Source organism: Streptomyces sp. RLA123 (assembly GCF_056270165.1).
This window is the reverse complement of record NZ_JBWDOR010000003.1, coordinates 7,875,139-7,892,683: the sequence shown is the minus strand read 5'-3', so window position 1 is coordinate 7,892,683 and position 17,545 is coordinate 7,875,139. Positions and strand designations below refer to the sequence as shown.

The following is a 17,545-nucleotide window of genomic DNA, read 5'->3' as shown; positions in this document are numbered from 1 at the left end:
TAGCGGGCCGGAGCGCGGGCGATCGCCGCTGGTTCACGTCCGACTGGAGCGCAGGCGGCCGGAGCCTGGGGCGATCGCCACTCGTCGGCCGGGCCCATCCAGGGGACAGGCCGGACGGCGGCCCTCGGGTCTCTTACCGCTTGTGGCCGTTGCCGCGTCCGTTCGGATGCAGCACCACCTTGGTCCAGCCCTCGTCACGGGCGTCGAAGTGCTCGTAGGCGGTGGGGGCCTCATCCAGGCTGAGTTCGTGGGAGACGACGAAGCTCGGCTTTGCCTTCCCGCCGGCGATCAGATCCCGCAGCGCCCGGTTGTACCTCTTCACCGGCGCCTGCCCGGTGCCCATGTGCTGGCCCTTGAACCACATCATGCCGAAGTCGATCGGGACCTTGCCCTGCGCCTCCAGCTCCCCCTGAGCCTCGGCGCCGCCGGGGTCCTGGGGCAGGAACACGCCGACCACGCCGATATCGCCCGTGAACCTGACCGAGTCGATCAGTCCGTTGAGTGTGAGGCTGGCGTCCTCGTGTCCCTTGGAGTCGTGTGCCTGGTAGCCGACGCACTCACAGCCGTTGTCGGCGCCCAGACCGAGGGTGGCATCCTTGACGACCTCCGCCGGTTTCTGCTCGGCGGTGTTGATCGGGATGGCCCCGATCTCCTCCGCCTTGCGCAGCCGGTCGGGCTGGTAGTCGGCTACCCAGACGCGGCCGGCACCCTTGAGAAGGGCGGAATAGGCCGCCATCAACCCGACGGGACCCGCCCCGAAGACGATTGTCTGGTCGCCCGGTTTGACGTGGGCCATCTCGGTGGCGTGATAGCCGGTGGGGAAGATGTCGGCGAGCATCACGTAGTCGGTCTGCCGGTCGGCGGCGTCCTCGCCCAGACGCAGCGCGTTGAAGTCGCCGTAGGGCACGCGCAGCAGTTCCGCCTGGCCGCCCTGGTAGGGGCCCATGTCGGCGAATCCGTAGGCGGCTCCGGCGAGGGCCGGTTCCGGCTGCATGGTCAGGCAGTAGTTGGTCAGACCCCGCTCGCACTGCTTGCAGAAACCGCAGGCGATGTTGAAGGGCAGGACCACATACTGGCCGACCTGGACCTTGCGGACGGCCGAGCCGACCTCCACAACCTGGCCCATGTTCTCGTGTCCCAGGGTGCGGCCAGATTCGAACGAGGTGCGGCCCTCGTACATGTGCAAGTCCGAACCGCAGATGTTGGTAGTGGTGATCTTGACGATGATGTCGCAGGGGTGCTCGATCTTCGCGTCCGGCACGTCCTTCACTGTGACCGTTCGCGGGCCTTCATATACCGCTGCTTTCATGATGGCTTCCTTTGGTGCCGCGGCACAGCCGCAGCACGGTGGGGACGGAGACGGCGCAAAGGGCCTGACTCCCCGGAGTTGGTGCGACGGATCCGTGGCTCCGGCATGCCTCTGTGGGCGGTTCACACGGTTCGGATGGAACGGTGGTGCCACAGCTGGGCCGCCAGGCGGAGCCCCGGCGGCGTATCGTCCGAGTCCTCGTCGGACACGACGTTCAGACCCGGACGACCACCAACAAACGACGCATCTCCAACTCAGGTTATCAGCTGGCTAGTCACCATGGTCGTCCTGGAGCATGTGGCGACGTTCCTGTTCGCGCTTGGAGTAGGCGGCTGCCCGGATCGCCTCGTCACTCTCCAAGCCTGATCCCAGCGCGCCGCCCACGGTGGCGACCGAAGCGACGAACCAGGACAACGTCCAGTATTCCGCGGCATGAAGCGGAGTTCGCGTCACGGAAGCGAACACTTGGCCGTTGATGATGAACAGAGCCCACACCAAGTTGATAACGATCAAACCGCCGTAGCAGACGAGCACCCCGAGACCCACGGTCATGACTGTCGAGGCGTTGTAGAGCCTCGCCCTCTGCCTCGCCTCCCGCGAGACCTCTGCTGATCGATGCCACAGCTGCGCGTCGACGATCAGCCAGCCGATCATGAGCGCGACGGACCCGACCGTGGCGATCACGAGGCGTGGCGCGCTCAAGGACTCGGCCAGGCTCCAGATGGTGGAGTTCACAGTGGCGACTGCTCCCGTGGCGAGTGCGGCCGCCAGGGCTTTCGACAATCCCGGCACCAACCGCCACGGCCGGTTGGCGCGGACCATACCGACGAGCACCCTCAGGTAACCGCGCACCCCGCTGACGACGTACCGAAGATCAGCGGTCTCCTCCTCACCGACCTGACCCGGGTGAACAGGCGCGAGACGACTGACGAAGGGCCCCAAGAGCGGCTGAGCCTGCGGAGGACCCTCAGCCCCGGGGGCCCGGGGGCCCGCCAAGCTGAGCACGGCTTCTTCCACGGCCCGCCGGGCCCTCGTCTGCAGACGCAAACCCCCCAGCGGAGGAAGAGACAGCAGCGCCAAGCCGTGTTCGTGACTCAGGTCCACAACGACCTTGCACCCGTGTGAGTGCAGCGGAAGGTCGGTGAGGGCCACGACGATGTCCCAACTCTCCGCTTTTCCGCGGTCCATGAGCCGGCGCATCAAGGTGGGCGGGTCCTCGGTTCCTGCGGTGAAGGGCTCACTGACCACCTCAACGTCGAAACGTAGGCCCTGGCCCGACTTGTCGGCGAGCCGAGTGGGAAGTATTTGGGCCATGCGCTGAGCGATCGCTGTCGGCGCATCCGGATCTGCCAGGAGAGCTACGACCGTAACGCCCTGAGGCGACACCGGCATGACTGGGCCCTTCTCTTCGGCTCCCCCGTGATCGCAAGTGCCCACAGGATGCCCCCGGAGGTAACGCCGACGCCGCGTGACACGCTGGCCCCCGCCAGCAGGTGCAGGAGGGTACTGGCCGAGCCTCCTCCGCCTTGCCCATCGGCATCACCTGCCTTTCCGCGGTGCTGTTCGCGCTCGTTGAGTCACCGTCACTGCGGTGTTCCTGCTCACGCCGGAGTCGTTCCGCCCACTCTCGGGGCACCAGTCCGATGCCGGGCAACTACCCTCTCCCGCGCCCGGTTCATCCCGTCAGGGAACCGTCGGGCGTTGCGCCGGCCGCCGGCTGGGAGGACGACCAGGGGTGGCCGGGCCGCCTCTACGGGTCGTCCGGGAGAGAGCCGGCGCCAGGACACGGACCGGCCCGCCACCGGCCGGCCGACGCCCCTGGACTAGGGGCCAGCGGAGCGGACCAGGCTTCCCGTCTTTCCCCGGTGCTCGTGCACGAGGCGGATCGCCATGGCACCCTCACCGGTTGCCGAGGCCACCCGCTTGACCGAGCCGCTCCTGACGTCGCCGGCGGCGAAGACCCCGGGAAGGGTGGTCTCCAGCAGCAACGGCCCCCGGGCGAGCGCGTCCCACCGGGTCGGGTCGGCCGCCGCCTGGGCGTCGGCGCCGGTGAGGACGAAGCCCTTCTCGTCCAAGGCCAGCACGCCCCTGAGCCATTCCGTGTGCGGCCGGGCCCCGATGAACACGAACAGCGCCGCGACCCGCAGCTCCCGGCGCTCACCGCTTGCGTTGTCCTCCACCATCAGCGACTCCAGCTTCTTCTCCCCGGAGGCGCCCCGGACTTCGGTGTGGAGCAGCACCTCGATCTTCGGGTGCCGTTCCACCCGGTCCACCAGGTAGCGCGACATGTCCGCGTTGAGGTCACCGCCCCGGACGAGGAGGTGGACCCTGGACGCGTGGTTCGCGAGGAACAGCGCCGCCTGCCCGGCGGAGTTCCCGCCGCCGACCACGGCGACAGGATCCGCCTGGCAGAGACTGGCCTCGTGGACCGTCGCAGCGTAGAAGACGCTGGTGCCCTCCAGAGGGTCGATGCCGGGCACCTCGAGCCGGCGGTACCAGACGCCCGAGGCGAGCACCACGGCGCCTGCCCGGGCCCGGGACCCGTCTGTGAAGGTGACGACGTACTCGTCGTCCTGCGGGGTGAGCCCGCTGACCTGGGCAGGCACCATGACGCGGGCACCGAACTTGTGGGCCTGGAGCACCGCGCGTTCGATGAGCTCGCCCCCGGAGATGCCCGACGGGAAGCCAAGGTAGTTCTCGATGCGAGACGTGGTACCGGCCTGGCCTCCGGTGGCCACGGCATCGACAGTGACCGTAGTGAGACCGTCGGAGGCACCGTACACGGCGGCGGCGAGTCCCGCGGGGCCCGCGCCGACCACCATCACGTCACACCGCCCGGCCTCCGGGGAGGGGGCGGACAGCCCGATGAGCCGGGCGAGTTCGGCGTTGCTGGGATTGCGCAGCACTCGCTCGTCCTTCCAGAGGACCACCGGAGTCTCCTCGGGGCGGATGGAGAACCGGCGCAGCAGCGCCTCCGCCTCCTTGTCCTTCTCCAGATCCACCCAGCGGTGGGGCAGCCGGTTGCGGGCGGCGAACTCACGCAGCCGCAGCGTGTCCGGTGAATAACACGACCCCAGGATCCGGAAGCCGGCGCCGAGGCCGATGAGCAGATATCGGCGGCCCAGGTAAGCGCGGAGGATCAGGTCGCCGAGGACGGGGTCGCGGCCGACCAGGGAGCGTTGCCGCTCCACCGGCACGGCCAGGACCTCGCCCGCCTCGCGCACCACGGCGGTGTCGAACGCCGTCTGGCCCTCGAGCAAACCGAGTTCACCCAGGAATCTGCCAGGTCCGTGCACGGCCACCGTGCGCTCGTCGGGGCCGCCGAGGTCGTCGAGTATCTCGACGGTCCCGCTGAGGATCGCGAGGAACTCCCGGAACGGCTCGCCCTCGCGGTACAGCACCTGGCCCTCGGCGGTCCTTCGGCGCTCACCGTGCGCGGCGAGTTCCTCGAACTGCTCCGGTGTCAGGCGCGGGAACGCCCCGTATCGGTCCGGTGTCTCGTGGACCGCACTCTGCTTGTGCTCGGCCGCGCTCATCAGACCAGGGCCTCGTGGACGTAGCACCAGCGCCAGTCCTCTCCCGGCTGGAAGGACTGCACGATGGGGTGACCGGCGCTGCCCGCGTGCCGCCTGGCGTGCTTGAGGGGCGAGGAGTCGCAGCAGCCGACGTGCCCGCACGTGAGGCAGAGCCGCAGGTGGACCCACGGGGAATGCACCTTGAGGCACTCCTCGCAGCCCTCCGGGGTAAGCGGCGTCACCGGGCGTACCATCGCCAGGTGCGGGTCAGCAATCGTGGCCATCAGGGTTCTCCTTCCGTGGGTGGGGCTGCTCAGCCGCGGCCCGCGATGCCCTCCTTCACCCAGCGGCGCAGCTCCGAAGCGGCGGCGCCAGTCCGGCGGGACATCGCACCTCCCGTGTCGAGCAGGACCAGGGGCGGGTCGATGCTCCTGCTGGAAGGTGTCGGCGGGGTGGTCCGACGGGTGGGGGCTGACGTTGAAAGGGGCGGGCGCGGTGAACAGCCGCCGTCACTCGTTGTCGGCGTCGTCGGCGAGGTTTCGCAGCACCAGCGCGCGCAGCTTGTCGCAGACCTTGAAGCGCACGTTGCCGTGCCCGTCGGGGACGATCTAGAAGCCGTCAGCCCCGGCCTTGTTGTGGAATTCGCCGAAGCAACGGGGAACGCTTGGCGGAGTCCCGGGCTCAGGACCGACTGCGCTTCTGGCGGGGGGTCTCAGACCGCTCTTGGCGGCACCCTGGACGTGGATGAGGCGACCGCCACTCACAGCAGGAGGTCGAAGACTGCTCGAGCCTCGTCTCAGTGCTGGGTCTGGGGGTTCTTCAGGTCGGGGTGGAGGATCTTGAAGCTCTGGGCAAGGGCCAAGCTGAGTCCGCCGATGAGGTCCGGAAAAGCCGCCTCGGTCTCCTCGTCGGGCGTCCGGTCCAGCGCGGGGTGGGTGGCGAGCTGTTCTAGAATCGGCTTGATTTCTACTTCCTGGTCGATCTTCTGGAAGTGGTGAATGCTCTCCTGCAGGCCTTTCGTGATCGGCAGGTCACAGGTCCGGATGATGTCGCGCCCGTTGGCCTTGGCAGTGGCCTGGGCGACGATCAACAGATCGTAGAGCTTGGCGTCGACGAAATCGCTGTAGCGCTTGAGATCGTTCTTGTCGACGTCCAGCCCCGCGGCTGCGCGGAAGAACCTTTCGAATCTGGCGATGGACATCACGGTCATGACGGCAACCTCCGACTGCGGGCGCCGGGGTGGCTCCCGGCCCCTGGGCTTCCCCGCCAGCCTCGCCGACGGGGCACGTGAACGCATACGCATGTCGGGACCAATCAGCCTCCCTGAGTTGCCCTGCCAGGCCCAGGCGTCCGACTCCCCGGGTAGGCGGACGAGCGTGCGATCCGTCGATCCGGACATACCTGCGGGCGGACCCAATGTGGCAATCTCTGTTGGGTTGGCAGCACGGGGGCCAGCGAGTTCGGCCTATTGGATGTGAGGTGGTCCCACTCGCCTTCGCCGACGGGGCGTTCCAGAGCCTCCAGCACGGTGCACGACTCGTCCGGGTCTCGGGAATGGGTCCCGTCGCTTTCCGCGGTGGCCGGCCCATCGTGTTCACCCTCCTGCAGTGGTTTGCCGGCCCGTCGTCGCCTGCTCGACCCACGAACGCAGGACGGGCGCGGGTGCCGCGCCGGCCTGCCGGGCGACCGTCTCTCCGTGGTCGAGGACGAGCAGTGTCGGTACCGACTGGACCTCGGAACGCTGCGACAGCTGTGGGTTCTTGTCGACGTCGACCTTGACGAGTTTGATTCGGCCGGCGAGGTCGCGGGCGACCTGTTCGAGGGCGGGGCTGACCATGCGGCAGGGGCCGCACCAGGTAGCCCACAGGTCGACCACGACGGGGACGTCGGCCCGCTCGGCGACCTCGGTGAAGTCGTCGTCGCCCGCGTCCACCATCCACGGTAGGGGCTGCTTGCAGTGGCCGCATCGGGGGCGTCCCTCCGCGGCTGCGGGCACCCGGTTGGTGCGCCCGCAGTTCGGACAACTGACGGTCGCAGCCTGCATCGTGCTCATGCCGCCCGCGCTCCCTTCACGTCCCCGGGCTGGTCGTAAGTGACGACCAGCTCTCCGTGCTCGGCGTCGACGCGCACCGTCGCGCCGTCCTGGACGTCGCCGCGCAGCAGGGCGCGCCCGACCAGCGTCTCGACCTCGTGGGAGATGTACCGGCGAAGCGGCCGGGCCCCGTACACCGGGTCGTAGCCCTGGTGGGCGATCACCTCACGGGCCGCGTCAGTGAGTTCGACCGTGATGCGGCGATCGGCGAGCCGCTGCCGCAGTTCGTCGAACTGCAGCTCGACGATCCGCTCGATCTGCCGCTCACCGAGCGGCTTGAACAGCACGATGTCATCGACACGGTTGAGGAACTCGGGGCGGAAGTGCCCGCGCAGCTCGCCCATCACCAGGGCGCGGGCGTTCGGCTTGAGCTCACCCTCGGCGGTGGCCCCGTCGAGGAGGTGCTCGGAGCCGATGTTGGACGTCATGATGATCACGGTGTTGCGGAAGTCGACGGTGCGGCCCTGAGCATCGGTGATGCGGCCGTCATCGAGGATTTGCAGCAGGGTGTTGAAGACATCGGTGTGCGCCTTCTCGATCTCGTCGAAGAGCACAACCGAGTACGGCTTGCGGCGTACAGCCTCGGTGAGCTGACCGCCTTCCTCGTAGCCGATGTATCCGGGCGGTGCGCCCATGAGCCGGCTGACGGTGTGCCGCTCCTGGTACTCACTCATGTCGAGGCGGACCATGTTCTCCTCGGAGTCGAACAGAGTCCGGGCGAGGGTCTTGGCCAGCTCGGTCTTCCCGACGCCGGTGGGGCCGAGGAAGATGAACGATCCGATGGGGCGGCGAGGGTCGCGGATGCCGGAGCGGGCTCGGATGATGGCGTCGGTGACGAGCTTGACGGCCTCATCCTGACCGATGACGCGCTCACGCAGGATCTCGTCGAGGCGGAGCAGTTTCTCGCGTTCGCCCTCTTGGAGGCGGGCGACGGGGATGCCGGTCCAGGCGGCGACGATCTCGGCGATCTCCTCCTCGGTGACGACCTCGCGCAGCAGCCGGTCCTGCCCTTGCTTGGCGGCCAGTTGCTCCTCCTCTGCGGCGAGTCGCCGCTCCAGGTCCTGGAGGCGACCGTAGCGGAGTTCGGCGGCGCGGTTGAGGTCGTAGGCGCGTTCGGCCTCCTCTGCATCATGGCGGACCTGCTCGAGTTCCTTGCGCAGTTCCTGCACGCGGCGGATCGCCTGCCGTTCGGCCTCCCACTGGGCGTGTTTGGCGTCGGCCTCGCCGCGCAGGCCGACCAGTTCCCTTCGGAGCTCCTCCAGGCGGGCTTTGCTGGCGGGGTCGGTCTCCTTGGACAGGGCCGCCTCCTCGATCTCCAGGCGTGTGACGCGGCGGGTGATCTCGTCGAGCTCGGCGGGCATCGAATCGATCTCGGTACGCAGCCGGGCGCACGCCTCGTCGACAAGGTCGATGGCCTTGTCGGGCAGGAATCGATCGGAGATGTAGCGGTGGCTGAGGGTGGCCGCCGAGACCAGCGCGGTGTCCTGGATCTTCACGCCGTGGAACACCTCGAGGCGTTCGCGCAGTCCGCGCAGGATCGAGATGGTGTCCTCCACGCTCGGCTCGTCGACCAGGACCTGCTGGAAGCGGCGTTCGAGGGCGGCGTCCTTCTCGATGTGCTTGCGGTACTCGTCGAGGGTGGTAGCGCCGATCATGTGGAGTTCGCCGCGGGCGAGCATCGGCTTGAGCATGTTGCCCGCGTCCATGGCCCCTTCGGCGGCGCCCGCTCCTACGACGGTGTGGAGTTCGTCGACGAAGAGCAAGATGCCCCCCTGGGCGGCCTTCACCTCGGACAGCACGGCCTTGAGGCGTTCCTCGAACTCGCCGCGGTACTTGGCCCCGGCGACCAGGGAGCCCATGTCGAGGGCGAACACCGTCTTGTCGCGCAGGCCCTCGGGGACGTCGCCGCGAACGATGCGCTGGGCCAGGCCCTCGACGATGGCGGTCTTGCCGACGCCGGGGTCGCCGATGAGGACGGGGTTGTTCTTGGTCTTGCGGCTGAGGATCTGGGTGACGCGGCGGATCTCCGCGTCACGGCCGATGACCGGGTCCAGCCGCCCGGACCGAGCCTCGAGGACCAGGTCGCGGCCGTACTTCTCCAGAGCCTCGTAGGCCACTTCGGGGTTGGCGGAGGTGACGCGCTGGTTGCCGCGGACCTGGGTCAGCGCGCTCAGGAACGAGTCCCTGGTAATGCCGGCCTGTTTGAGCAGTCGCCCAGCGGCCGTCGAAGAGCTCTCTTCAGCCAGGGCGAGCAGCAGGTGCTCCACGGACACGTACTCGTCCTTGAGGCGTTTGGCCTCCCGTTCGGCGGCGTCCAGCAGGCGTCCGAGGCGCTGGGTGACGAAGACCTGGCCGGGTGCCGCGCCGGGGCCGGTGACCTTCGGGCGGCGGGAGAGTTCCTCACGCACGGCCGCGCGCAGTTCCTTCGGCTCGGTGCCGGCCTGCTGCAGCAACCGCGGGATCAGACCGTCCTCCTGATCGAGAAGTGCGAGCAGCAGGTGTTCCCCGTCGACCTCGGTGTGCCCCATGCCGACGGCCGCAGTCTGGGCCTCCTGGAGGGCTTCCTGGGACTTCTGGGTGAGACGGTTCATGTCCATGGGGGCGTTTCACTCCTCGTGCCGCGGCCGCGCAGGGCGGCTTCGAGCAGGCTGATGCGGTCCAGCAGGTCGAGCACCAGACCGATGGATGCGTAGTTGAGGCAGAGTCCGGTGCGCAGCCGCTGGACGCGGGCGAGAACCGCGGGGGCTCTGGGGTCGAACACCAGGTGCCCCGCGGCGTCGCGTTCGGCGTCGACAAGGCCGAGGGCGACGAACCGGCGGATCAGATCGGGGTGGAGGCCCGAGCGACGGGCCACGGCGTCCAGGGAGAGCCTGGGTGCGGGCACGAGCCCGTACCGGACAGCCGTCGAGGCGGTGATGTCGGCGCCCGTTCGTACCGGACGGGCGCCCACGCCGGCCCGGCCGATGCCTGCCGCTCCCGCGGGTCGGTCGTTCATCGCATCCTCCTGGGGTCGAACGAGGAGGTGGCGGCAAGCTCCTCGAACAGTTCGCGCTCCCGGTCGCTGAGCTTGGCCGGCACCATGATCCCGAGCTCGGCGTACAGGTCGCCGTTCGCGCCGCGCGGGTTCGGCATGCCCTCGCCGCGCAGCCGCAGCCGCCGGCCGCTGGGCGAGCCCGCGGGCACCGTGACCTTGGCCGTGCCGCCGCCGGGGGTGGGCACCGGAACCGTCGCGCCCAGCGCGGCCTCCCAGGGGGTGACCGGAAGCTGCACGTACACGTCCCGGCCGTCGAGGCGGAACTGGGGGTGCGGCTGGATCCGCACCTGCAGATACAGGTCCCCCGCGGAGCCGTCGCCGCTGCCGCGGCCGCCCTCGCCCGCCAGCCGTATGCGCTGCCCGTCGACGACGCCGGGCGGTACGTCCACCTCGTACCGCCGCGGTTGCCCGGTGGGACCGGCGAGCGTGACGGTGCGACGGCCGCCTCGGTACGCCTCCTCGACGGTGAGCGGCAGCTCGGCCTCCTGATCCGCTCCGGGGACGCCGCCTGGAGCGGCGCCGGCTCCGAACATGGAGCCGAGCAGATCCTCGATGTCGATGCCCTCCGCGCCGAGGTCGTCGCCGAAGCCAGTGGTGTACCGGACGCGAGGACCGCCCCCGCCTGCGGTCCTCCGACTGCGGAATCCGCCGCCCACTCCGGCCGCGACCCGTTCGTCGAAGTCCTCGGGGACCTTTCGGAAGTCGTCGCCGAAGCGGTCGTAGCGGGCCCGGGTCTTGGGATCGGACAGGACGCTGTGTGCCTCGTTGAGGTCCTTGAAACGTTCCTCCGCCCCGGGGTCCTTGTTGACGTCAGGGTGGTACCTGCGGGCGAGTTTGCGGTACGCCTGCTGGATCTCGTCCTGGCTCGCGCTGCGCGAAACGCCCAGCACCTCGTAGTAGTCCCGTGCCATGACCGGTCACTCCCGCTTCGCGACGGTCACCGCGGCCGGCCTGAGCTGCCTCTCGCCGTCCCCGTAGCCGGGGCGCAGCACCTCGACGACAGTGCCCGGTTCAACGTCGGGGTCCTGGACAACGCCGACCACCTCGTGCCGTGCCGGGTCGAAGGCGACGCCGGTCTCCGCATGCCGCGGGTAGCCGAGCAGTTCGAGGACGTTCACCGCCTGATCCCGTACCGCCCGGATGCCCTCCACGATCGCGCCCGAATCGGCGCCGGCGTGGGTCAGGGCGAGTTCGAGGTTGTCGACGACGGGCAGGAAGGCGGCCGCCGTGCGGGACCGCTCGACCGCCCGCTCCCGCTCCAGTTCCCTGGCGTGACGCTTGCGAAGGTTGTCGAGGTCGGCGAGTGCGCGCCGCCAGCGGTCCTCCAGTTCCCGGATCGCGGTCGTGTACTCGTCCTCGGCACGTGCGTGGCCGGCGGCGTCGGGTCCCGGTTCGCCGTTCGCGGCTTCCTGCCGGGGCGGCGGACCCGGTTGCGGCAGATCCCCGCGCGGAGGGCGTACGACGTCTTCCGGGACCGGTTCGACCGGATCCGACGGGGCCTGGTCGGGTTCCTGGGGGCGGCTGGGCATGGCGGGCCTCAGCCTTTCTCGAACTCGGCGTCGATGACATCGTCGCCACTGCCACTCGTGGCACCACCGGTGGCGGCGTCCTGGCCGGGACTGCCCGTGGGAGCGGCGCCTTGATGGGCCGCCAGCCCGGCGAGCACTTGCTGGAGTTCGGAGGTCAGAGGCCGCACACGCTCCACGCCCGCCTCGTCCTTGACCGCCGCCCGGGCGTCGGACACGAGCATCTCGGCGCGTGCCTTCTCGTGCGCGGGCGCCGCGTCGCCCAGTTCGGCGAGGCGCCTCTCGACCTGGTACGCGACGGCGTCGAGTTCGTTGCGGGCGTCGACTGCCTCGCGCAGTGCCTGGTCCTGGCCCCGGTTACTCTCGGCCTCCTGCACCATGCGTTCGACCTCACTGCGGTCCAGGTTGGAGCTCTCGCTGATGGTGATGCCCTGTTCCTTGCCGGTGTCCTTGTCGCGGGCGGTGACGTTCAAAATGCCGTTGGCGTCGACGTCGAAGGTGACCTCGACCTGCGGTTCGCCCCGCGGCGCCGGCCGGATGTCGGTGAGCTGGAACCGGCCGAGCACCCGGTTGTCGGCCGCAGACTCGCGCTCGCCCTGGAGGACCACCACATCGACTGCCGGCTGGTTGTCCTCCGCAGTGGAGAAGGTCTCGCTGCGGCGTACCGGGATGGTGGTGTTCCGCTCGATGATCTTCGTCATCACGCCGCCGCGCGTCTCCACGCCCAGCGACAAGGGCGTGACGTCAAGCAGCAGGACGTCCTTGACCTCGCCCTTGAGCACCCCGGCCTGGATCGCGGCGCCCAGGGCCACGACCTCATCGGGGTTGACGCTCATGTTGGGTTCCTTGCCGCCGGTCAGCCGGCGGACCAGGGCCTGGACCGCCGGGATACGCGTGGAGCCGCCGACGAGGATGACCTCGTCGAGGTCGCTCTCGCCGACCTTGGCGTCGGCCATTGCCTGCTGGACCGGCCCCAGGCAACGCTCCACCAGGTCGCCGGTGATCTGCTCGAACGTGGACCGCATGATCGAGTCGGTGAGGTGCTTGGGGCCCGAGGCGTCCGCTGTGACGAACGGCAGGCTGACCTGCGTCTGCGTTACCGAACTGAGCTCGGTCTTGGCCTTTTCCGCCGCCTCGAACAGTCGTTGCAGGGCCTGCGGGTCCTTGCGCAGGTCGATGCCGTTCTCCTTCTGGAAGTCGTCCGCGAGGTAGTCCACCAGGCGGCGGTCGAAGTCGTCGCCGCCCAGGTGGCTGTCGCCGGCGGTGGAGCGCACCTCCACCACGCCGTCGCCGACGTCGAGGATGCTCACATCGAAGGTGCCGCCGCCCAGGTCGAAAACGAGGATGGTCTCGTGCTGCTTCTTGTCCATGCCGTACGCGAGGGCAGCCGCCGTCGGCTCGTTGATGATCCGCAGCACCTCCAGTCCCGCGATCCGTCCGGCGTCTTTGGTGGCGGTGCGCTGAGCGTCGTTGAAGTAGGCGGGCACCGTGATGACCGCCTCCGTGACCCGCTCCCCGAGTTGCTTGGAGGCGTCGTCGGCGAGTTTGCGCAGCACCTGTGCGCTGATCTCCTCAGGCGCGTAAAGCTTGTCGCGCACCTTGAAGCGGGCCGCTCCGCCGTCGCCCTCGACGACGTCGTAAGCCACTGCCTTGGCCTCGTCGGAGATCTCGTCGAAATGTCGGCCGATGAACCGCTTGGCCGAGTAGATGGTGCCTTTGGGGTTGAGGATCGCCTGGCGCCGGGCCAGCTGTCCCACGAGGCGTTCCCCGGTGTCGGTGAAGGCGACCACGGACGGTGTCGTACGGCTGCCCTCGGTGTTGGGCACGACGGAAGGTTCACCGCCCTCCCACACGGCGATCACCGAGTTCGTGGTGCCTAGGTCGATGCCCACTGCCTTGGCCATGGGGAACTCCTCCCGGTGCGGCGGCATGCGCCGGCACTGCGGATCTGATCGTTCAGGTACGGTCACGACCGCCCCGGAAAAGGGCGTAGAGGGCGGCGAGCACGGGGGTTCACCCGGTCCGGGGGCCGCAGAGCCAGCCGACCAGCGCACCGGGAAGGGCCCCGCGCGCCGCTCCGTGCCAGGCGGGCCTGCCGTAGTCCATACGGCCGATGACATGCTCGACGAGGCGGACGGCCTGACCGATGATGGCCACCCACCCTCTGCACGAAAACCCCTGGTCCGAGACGTGATCGACGGCGCGTTCGGCTTCCTGGTACGTCTCGTACGTGACAACGGGCCTGCGAGGGTGCTCGGTCTACGCCCAATCCTTCCTGCCGGGGCGTACGGCAGCCCCCGACGCCCCCAGACTCGCAAACCGAGCGGCTCTACGCCTGCACCCGGCAAGTCAAAGAACAGCAGAGCCCGTCACCCCGCGAGCACAAGACGAAGGCTCCGGACATTCCGGGTAAGTTGGGTCGGGGGCATACGGAAGGGGTCGCCATGACCTCTCGGCAGGCTCGGCGCGTGCGAAAAATCCCATGGCCAGCTGCTGGGCCCGGAATACCGCCCACTCGGGAGAACGGAGTGATCCCTTGACCGGCAGCCGGGCGCACCATCTCTACCGCCGCTGCCCCAACCGGGAGAGCAGCCTTCCGCGGTGTAACGCCGGGCGACACCCCACGGCCGCCCGGAGACGGCCCCGCTCGCCCGCTCCAACCCCAGCCGACCACGCCCCCCACGAACTCGCCGCGCTCTCCCGCGCGCAATTCGACACTCGGGACGAAGGCGAGATCCTACGCCTGGCCATGGACCACATAGCAGCCGCAGGGCCATACAGCGCCGAGGCCGGATACCTCAGGGTGGACGGCGACCTGGTCCCCAGCCCGGAGGACGGGCAGGCCCATGCCTTGGCCGTGGACCAGCGGGTGCGGGAGCTGGCCGGGCAAGACGGCCCTGTGAACGTACCCGACCGCCCCTGGGGCCAGGCCCTGGGGCTGCGCGGACTTCAGGGACTCCACGGCTACCTCGTGGTGACGTCCCCATCCCGGCCCACCGAGGCCGAGCGATCCCTGCTCGCCACGCTCGTCCGGCACACCGCCGCCGCCCTGTCAGTCGCCTTCGCACACCGCTGCCGCCGCGAGGACGCACTGGAGCTTCACCGGCTGAGGGAGGAGCAGACAGCCCTTCAGCGACAGCTGACCTCCGTCATGGCTGAGCTGGGGTGGCAGCAGACCGTTCACGCGTTCACGGCCGACGTCGCTGCCTCGGGCGGCGGCGAGAAAGCCATCACCCGCGCACTGCACGAGCTCACTGGACTCCCCGCACTGATCGAGGACCGCTTCGGTCGGCTGAGGTCCTGGTCCGGCCCCAGCCGCCCAGACCCCTATCCGGAACCGGACCCCGTGCGCCAGGACGAGATGCTGCACGCCGTCGCCCGGGAGGTCGGGCCGGTGCGGATCAAGGACCGGCTGATCACCCTGGTCCGCCCACACGGAGAGATCCTGGGCGTGCTGGCCCTGGTCGATGCCCGGGACGAGGCCGACTCACACACCGTGCTCGCGCTGGAACACGCCGCCACGTCGCTCACCCTGGAGCTGGCGAACCTGCGTCGTCTGGCCGAATTGGAGCTGCGGCTGCACCGCGAACTGGTCGACGACCTCCTGGCGGGGACGGACGCGGCGAGCGCCTACGCCCGGTCTGAGGCAGTCGGACACGACCTGCACCGCAGCCACTACGTCGTCGTCGTGCACTGGTCGAACCGGACCGCGGACGATTCCTTCGAGCAGACAGTGGGCCGGGCGGCCTCTGCCATAGGCATGCGCTCACTGCTGACCCGACGTTCCGACCACGTGGTCCTGGTCACCGACGGCAGACCGCACGCCCGCGCTTTGCACGAGGCGCTCGCCCGGGAGACCGGCACAGGCTCCGGGACGATCGGGGTGAGCGCCCCGTGCAACTCCCCGGACGACATCCCCCACCGGTACCAGGAGGCGCAACGCGCTCTGGAAGTACGCCGCCACTCCCGCGAGCGCTACGGGACGACGTTCTTCGACGAGCTTGGCCTCTACCGCATCCTGGGACCCGGCAACGATTACCTGGAACTAGAGACGTTCGTCCACGAGTGGCTCGGACGGCTCATCGACTACGACTCCCGGCACCACGCAGCCATGGTGGAGACCCTGACCCGGTACTTCGACTACGGCGGCAATTACGACGAGACCGCCGAATCCCTCGCGATTCACCGCAGCACGTTGCGCTATCGGCTCCAGCGCATCCGCGACATCAGCGGCATCAACCTCGCGAACGTCGAGGACCGGCTCAACCTTCAGGTAGCGACCCGAGTGTGGAAGATCGTGCTGGGCTGACTCGACTGATACGCAACGTGAAACCAGGCAAAACTGATCACGACTCCAAACACGCCCTGGCCGACCGCCTGACAATCAGCCGAACGAGCGGGCCGTCCAGCAGCCGCCGTGCCGCTGAACCTGCGACGCGGGTCAAGCGATGAGCAGGCGGAGGCCGAGATCTACTGCGTCGAGGTCGGCGAGGTCGCTGTTGCGCTCGGCCCACCGGCCGGAGACGAGGTCGTTGCTCAGACTTCGCACCGCCCGCTGCTCGGCCTCCGGTCCGACCCTCGTCCAGACCGACATCGCACGGCGCACGTGATCCTCCAAGTACGCCCCTGGTCGGCGCCAGTACGCCTCGAACAGGCCGTCAGCGCAGTCCCACGGGATGGGCACCGGCTCAGCGCGGGCGCCGATCGCGTCGGCCATCCCCGCAAGCGAGGGAAACTCTGCGAGGACGGCGGCGAACTCGGGCAAGTAGTCGCGGGTAAGCCAGAACCGGTCCTGCCATCCGGGCTCGTCGGTGTCAAACGTGAGCACCACCACGCGGCGGGCCACGCGCCGCATCTCGCGCAGCCCCGCTATCGGATCCCCCCAGTGGTGAACGGTGGAGACGGCCATCGCGACGTCGAAGGACTGGTCCTCGAACGGCAGGCTCTGCGCCCCGGCGGCCACGCACGGCGCCGAGCCAGCAGGCCGCTGCCCACGCATGACCGCAGATGGCTCCACCGCGGTCACGTCGCGATCAGCAGGCTCGTAGGAGCCGGTGCCAGCCCCGACGTTCAGCACCGTCTGCGCGTCCCCGAGCGCATCCCAGATCTGCGCGGCGATCCGCGGCTCGGTACGTCGTGTCGCGGTGTAAGCGCCGCCGATCGCGTCGTACAGCCGTGCACCGAGCATCTCCAGTTGCTCCTCCGGTGTCACCATCAGTCCCTTCCCCCGTGCCTCAAGTTCCCTGCCGATGGCCGCCACCATGGCGTCAGCGCGATCACGCCGCTCCAGCAGCAGGGCGCGCAGTCGGCGCAGGTGCGCGACCGCGTCGGTGGACGGGTCGCCGACCAGTTCCGCAACCTCCCGCAGCCCGAAGCCCAACCGCCGATAGGCCAGTACCTCCCGCAGCCGCTCGACGTCGCCCGCCGAATAGGCCCGGTACCCAGCCGCGGTCCGCGCCGACGGCCGAACGAGCCTGATCTCGTCATAGTGATGCAGCGTGCGGACGCTCACGCCGGCCAGCTCGGCCACCCGTCCCACGGTCCAGTGATCCTCCACGGCACCGACTATGCAGCCTGACGCCACGTGAGGGTCAAGAGCCTCACTCACGGCAGCAAAAGCCGAACGCGAAGCAGCGGTCCGAGGCGACTCCTGCAGGCCAGAGCGGTGGTCTGGTTCAGACAAGGGGTCTGCCGCACGATCGGGTGACAGGTCAACCTGTCACCCAAACCTGCAGCAGACCCTGCGCCGAGCGCCACAGCCTACAAAGCAGCGCCACAGGCTCCGCCTGACCCTGCGGCAGCAAATACCCTTGGCAAAGCCGGGACCAGCAAAACCACCGCGAGACCCAGGCAGCCTCAAGCCCCAACACCGCCCCACACGGGCACACCGACGCCCCGCATGAGCCTGATTGAAGGCACGGCCCCCCTGTGGGCGCACACAATCCGCGCGAGCGCCCATGCCGTACATCTGCGTCATCCGATGACGGCTACGGCGCCGCTCCGCTCTCGTGCCGGCGCCTGGTGTGCGGGGACACGGCGAGCCCGTGGGGCAGGGCCGCTGTGCGACCG

The 17,545-nt window shown here is 69.2% G+C and carries 13 protein-coding genes and 1 pseudogene; 1 reads left to right on the top strand and 13 read right to left on the bottom strand.

Annotated features, from left to right (window positions below):
* Window positions 1–133: 133 nt before the first annotated feature.
* The 12 genes and pseudogenes from RV983_RS36100 to RV983_RS36045 form a co-directional block, all read right to left on the bottom strand.
* Complete coding sequence (locus tag RV983_RS36100; protein ID WP_475989926.1) at window positions 134–1,309, bottom strand: glutathione-independent formaldehyde dehydrogenase; 1,176 nt, start codon at window positions 1,307–1,309, stop codon at window positions 134–136.
* Window positions 1,310–1,579: 270 nt separating this feature from the next.
* A complete protein-coding gene (locus RV983_RS36095; protein WP_475989925.1) occupies window positions 1,580–2,701 on the bottom strand; it encodes a hypothetical protein in 1,122 nt (373 codons plus the stop codon).
* 431 nt (window positions 2,702–3,132) lie between these two features.
* Complete coding sequence (locus RV983_RS36090; RefSeq protein WP_475989924.1) at window positions 3,133–4,845, bottom strand: FAD-dependent oxidoreductase; 1,713 nt, start codon at window positions 4,843–4,845, stop codon at window positions 3,133–3,135.
* Entirely contained in the window at window positions 4,845–5,108 is a 264-nt protein-coding gene (locus RV983_RS36085; protein WP_475989923.1) for a UBP-type zinc finger domain-containing protein, read from the bottom strand. Before RV983_RS36085 ends, RV983_RS36090 begins: the two co-directional genes overlap by 1 nt.
* A gap of 512 nt (window positions 5,109–5,620) precedes the next feature.
* The gene (locus RV983_RS36080; RefSeq protein ID WP_475989922.1) at window positions 5,621–6,034 is read right to left on the bottom strand and encodes a DUF1931 family protein; all 414 of its coding nucleotides are present in this window, start codon (window positions 6,032–6,034) and stop codon (window positions 5,621–5,623) included.
* Between the two features lie 384 nt (window positions 6,035–6,418).
* On the bottom strand, window positions 6,419–6,877 hold the full coding sequence (gene trxA, locus RV983_RS36075; protein ID WP_475989921.1) for a thioredoxin: 459 nt from the start codon (window positions 6,875–6,877) through the stop codon (window positions 6,419–6,421).
* The gene (gene clpB, locus RV983_RS36070) at window positions 6,874–9,513 is read right to left on the bottom strand and encodes an ATP-dependent chaperone ClpB (RefSeq protein WP_475989920.1); all 2,640 of its coding nucleotides are present in this window, start codon (window positions 9,511–9,513) and stop codon (window positions 6,874–6,876) included. Before clpB ends, trxA begins: the two co-directional genes overlap by 4 nt.
* On the bottom strand, window positions 9,504–9,911 hold the full coding sequence (locus tag RV983_RS36065; RefSeq protein ID WP_475989919.1) for a chaperone modulator CbpM: 408 nt from the start codon (window positions 9,909–9,911) through the stop codon (window positions 9,504–9,506). Before RV983_RS36065 ends, clpB begins: the two co-directional genes overlap by 10 nt.
* Window positions 9,908–10,861 (bottom strand): DnaJ C-terminal domain-containing protein, encoded by a 954-nt coding sequence (locus RV983_RS36060; protein WP_475989918.1) that lies wholly within the window; start codon window positions 10,859–10,861, stop codon window positions 9,908–9,910. The genes RV983_RS36065 and RV983_RS36060 overlap by 4 nt, the downstream gene beginning before the upstream one ends.
* 6 nt (window positions 10,862–10,867) lie before the next feature.
* Window positions 10,868–11,479: a nucleotide exchange factor GrpE gene (locus RV983_RS36055; protein WP_475989917.1), complete on the bottom strand. Its 612-nt coding sequence runs from the start codon at window positions 11,477–11,479 to the stop codon at window positions 10,868–10,870.
* Between the two features lie 8 nt (window positions 11,480–11,487).
* Window positions 11,488–13,380 carry a molecular chaperone DnaK gene (dnaK, locus tag RV983_RS36050; RefSeq protein WP_475989916.1) on the bottom strand — a complete coding sequence of 631 codons (1,893 nt, stop codon included), beginning with the start codon at window positions 13,378–13,380 and terminating at the stop codon, window positions 11,488–11,490.
* Between the two features lie 109 nt (window positions 13,381–13,489).
* Window positions 13,490–13,654: pseudogene (locus RV983_RS36045) on the bottom strand (hypothetical protein); the annotation flags it as partial.
* 571 nt (window positions 13,655–14,225) lie between these two features.
* Here RV983_RS36045 and RV983_RS36040 point away from each other — a divergent pair.
* Entirely contained in the window at window positions 14,226–15,785 is a 1,560-nt protein-coding gene (locus RV983_RS36040; protein WP_475989915.1) for a PucR family transcriptional regulator, read from the top strand.
* 132 nt (window positions 15,786–15,917) lie between these two features.
* Here the strand turns inward: RV983_RS36040 and RV983_RS36035 are convergent, their stop codons facing one another.
* Entirely contained in the window at window positions 15,918–17,015 is a 1,098-nt protein-coding gene (locus RV983_RS36035; RefSeq protein ID WP_475990557.1) for a MerR family transcriptional regulator, read from the bottom strand.
* Window positions 17,016–17,545: the final 530 nt, after the last annotated feature.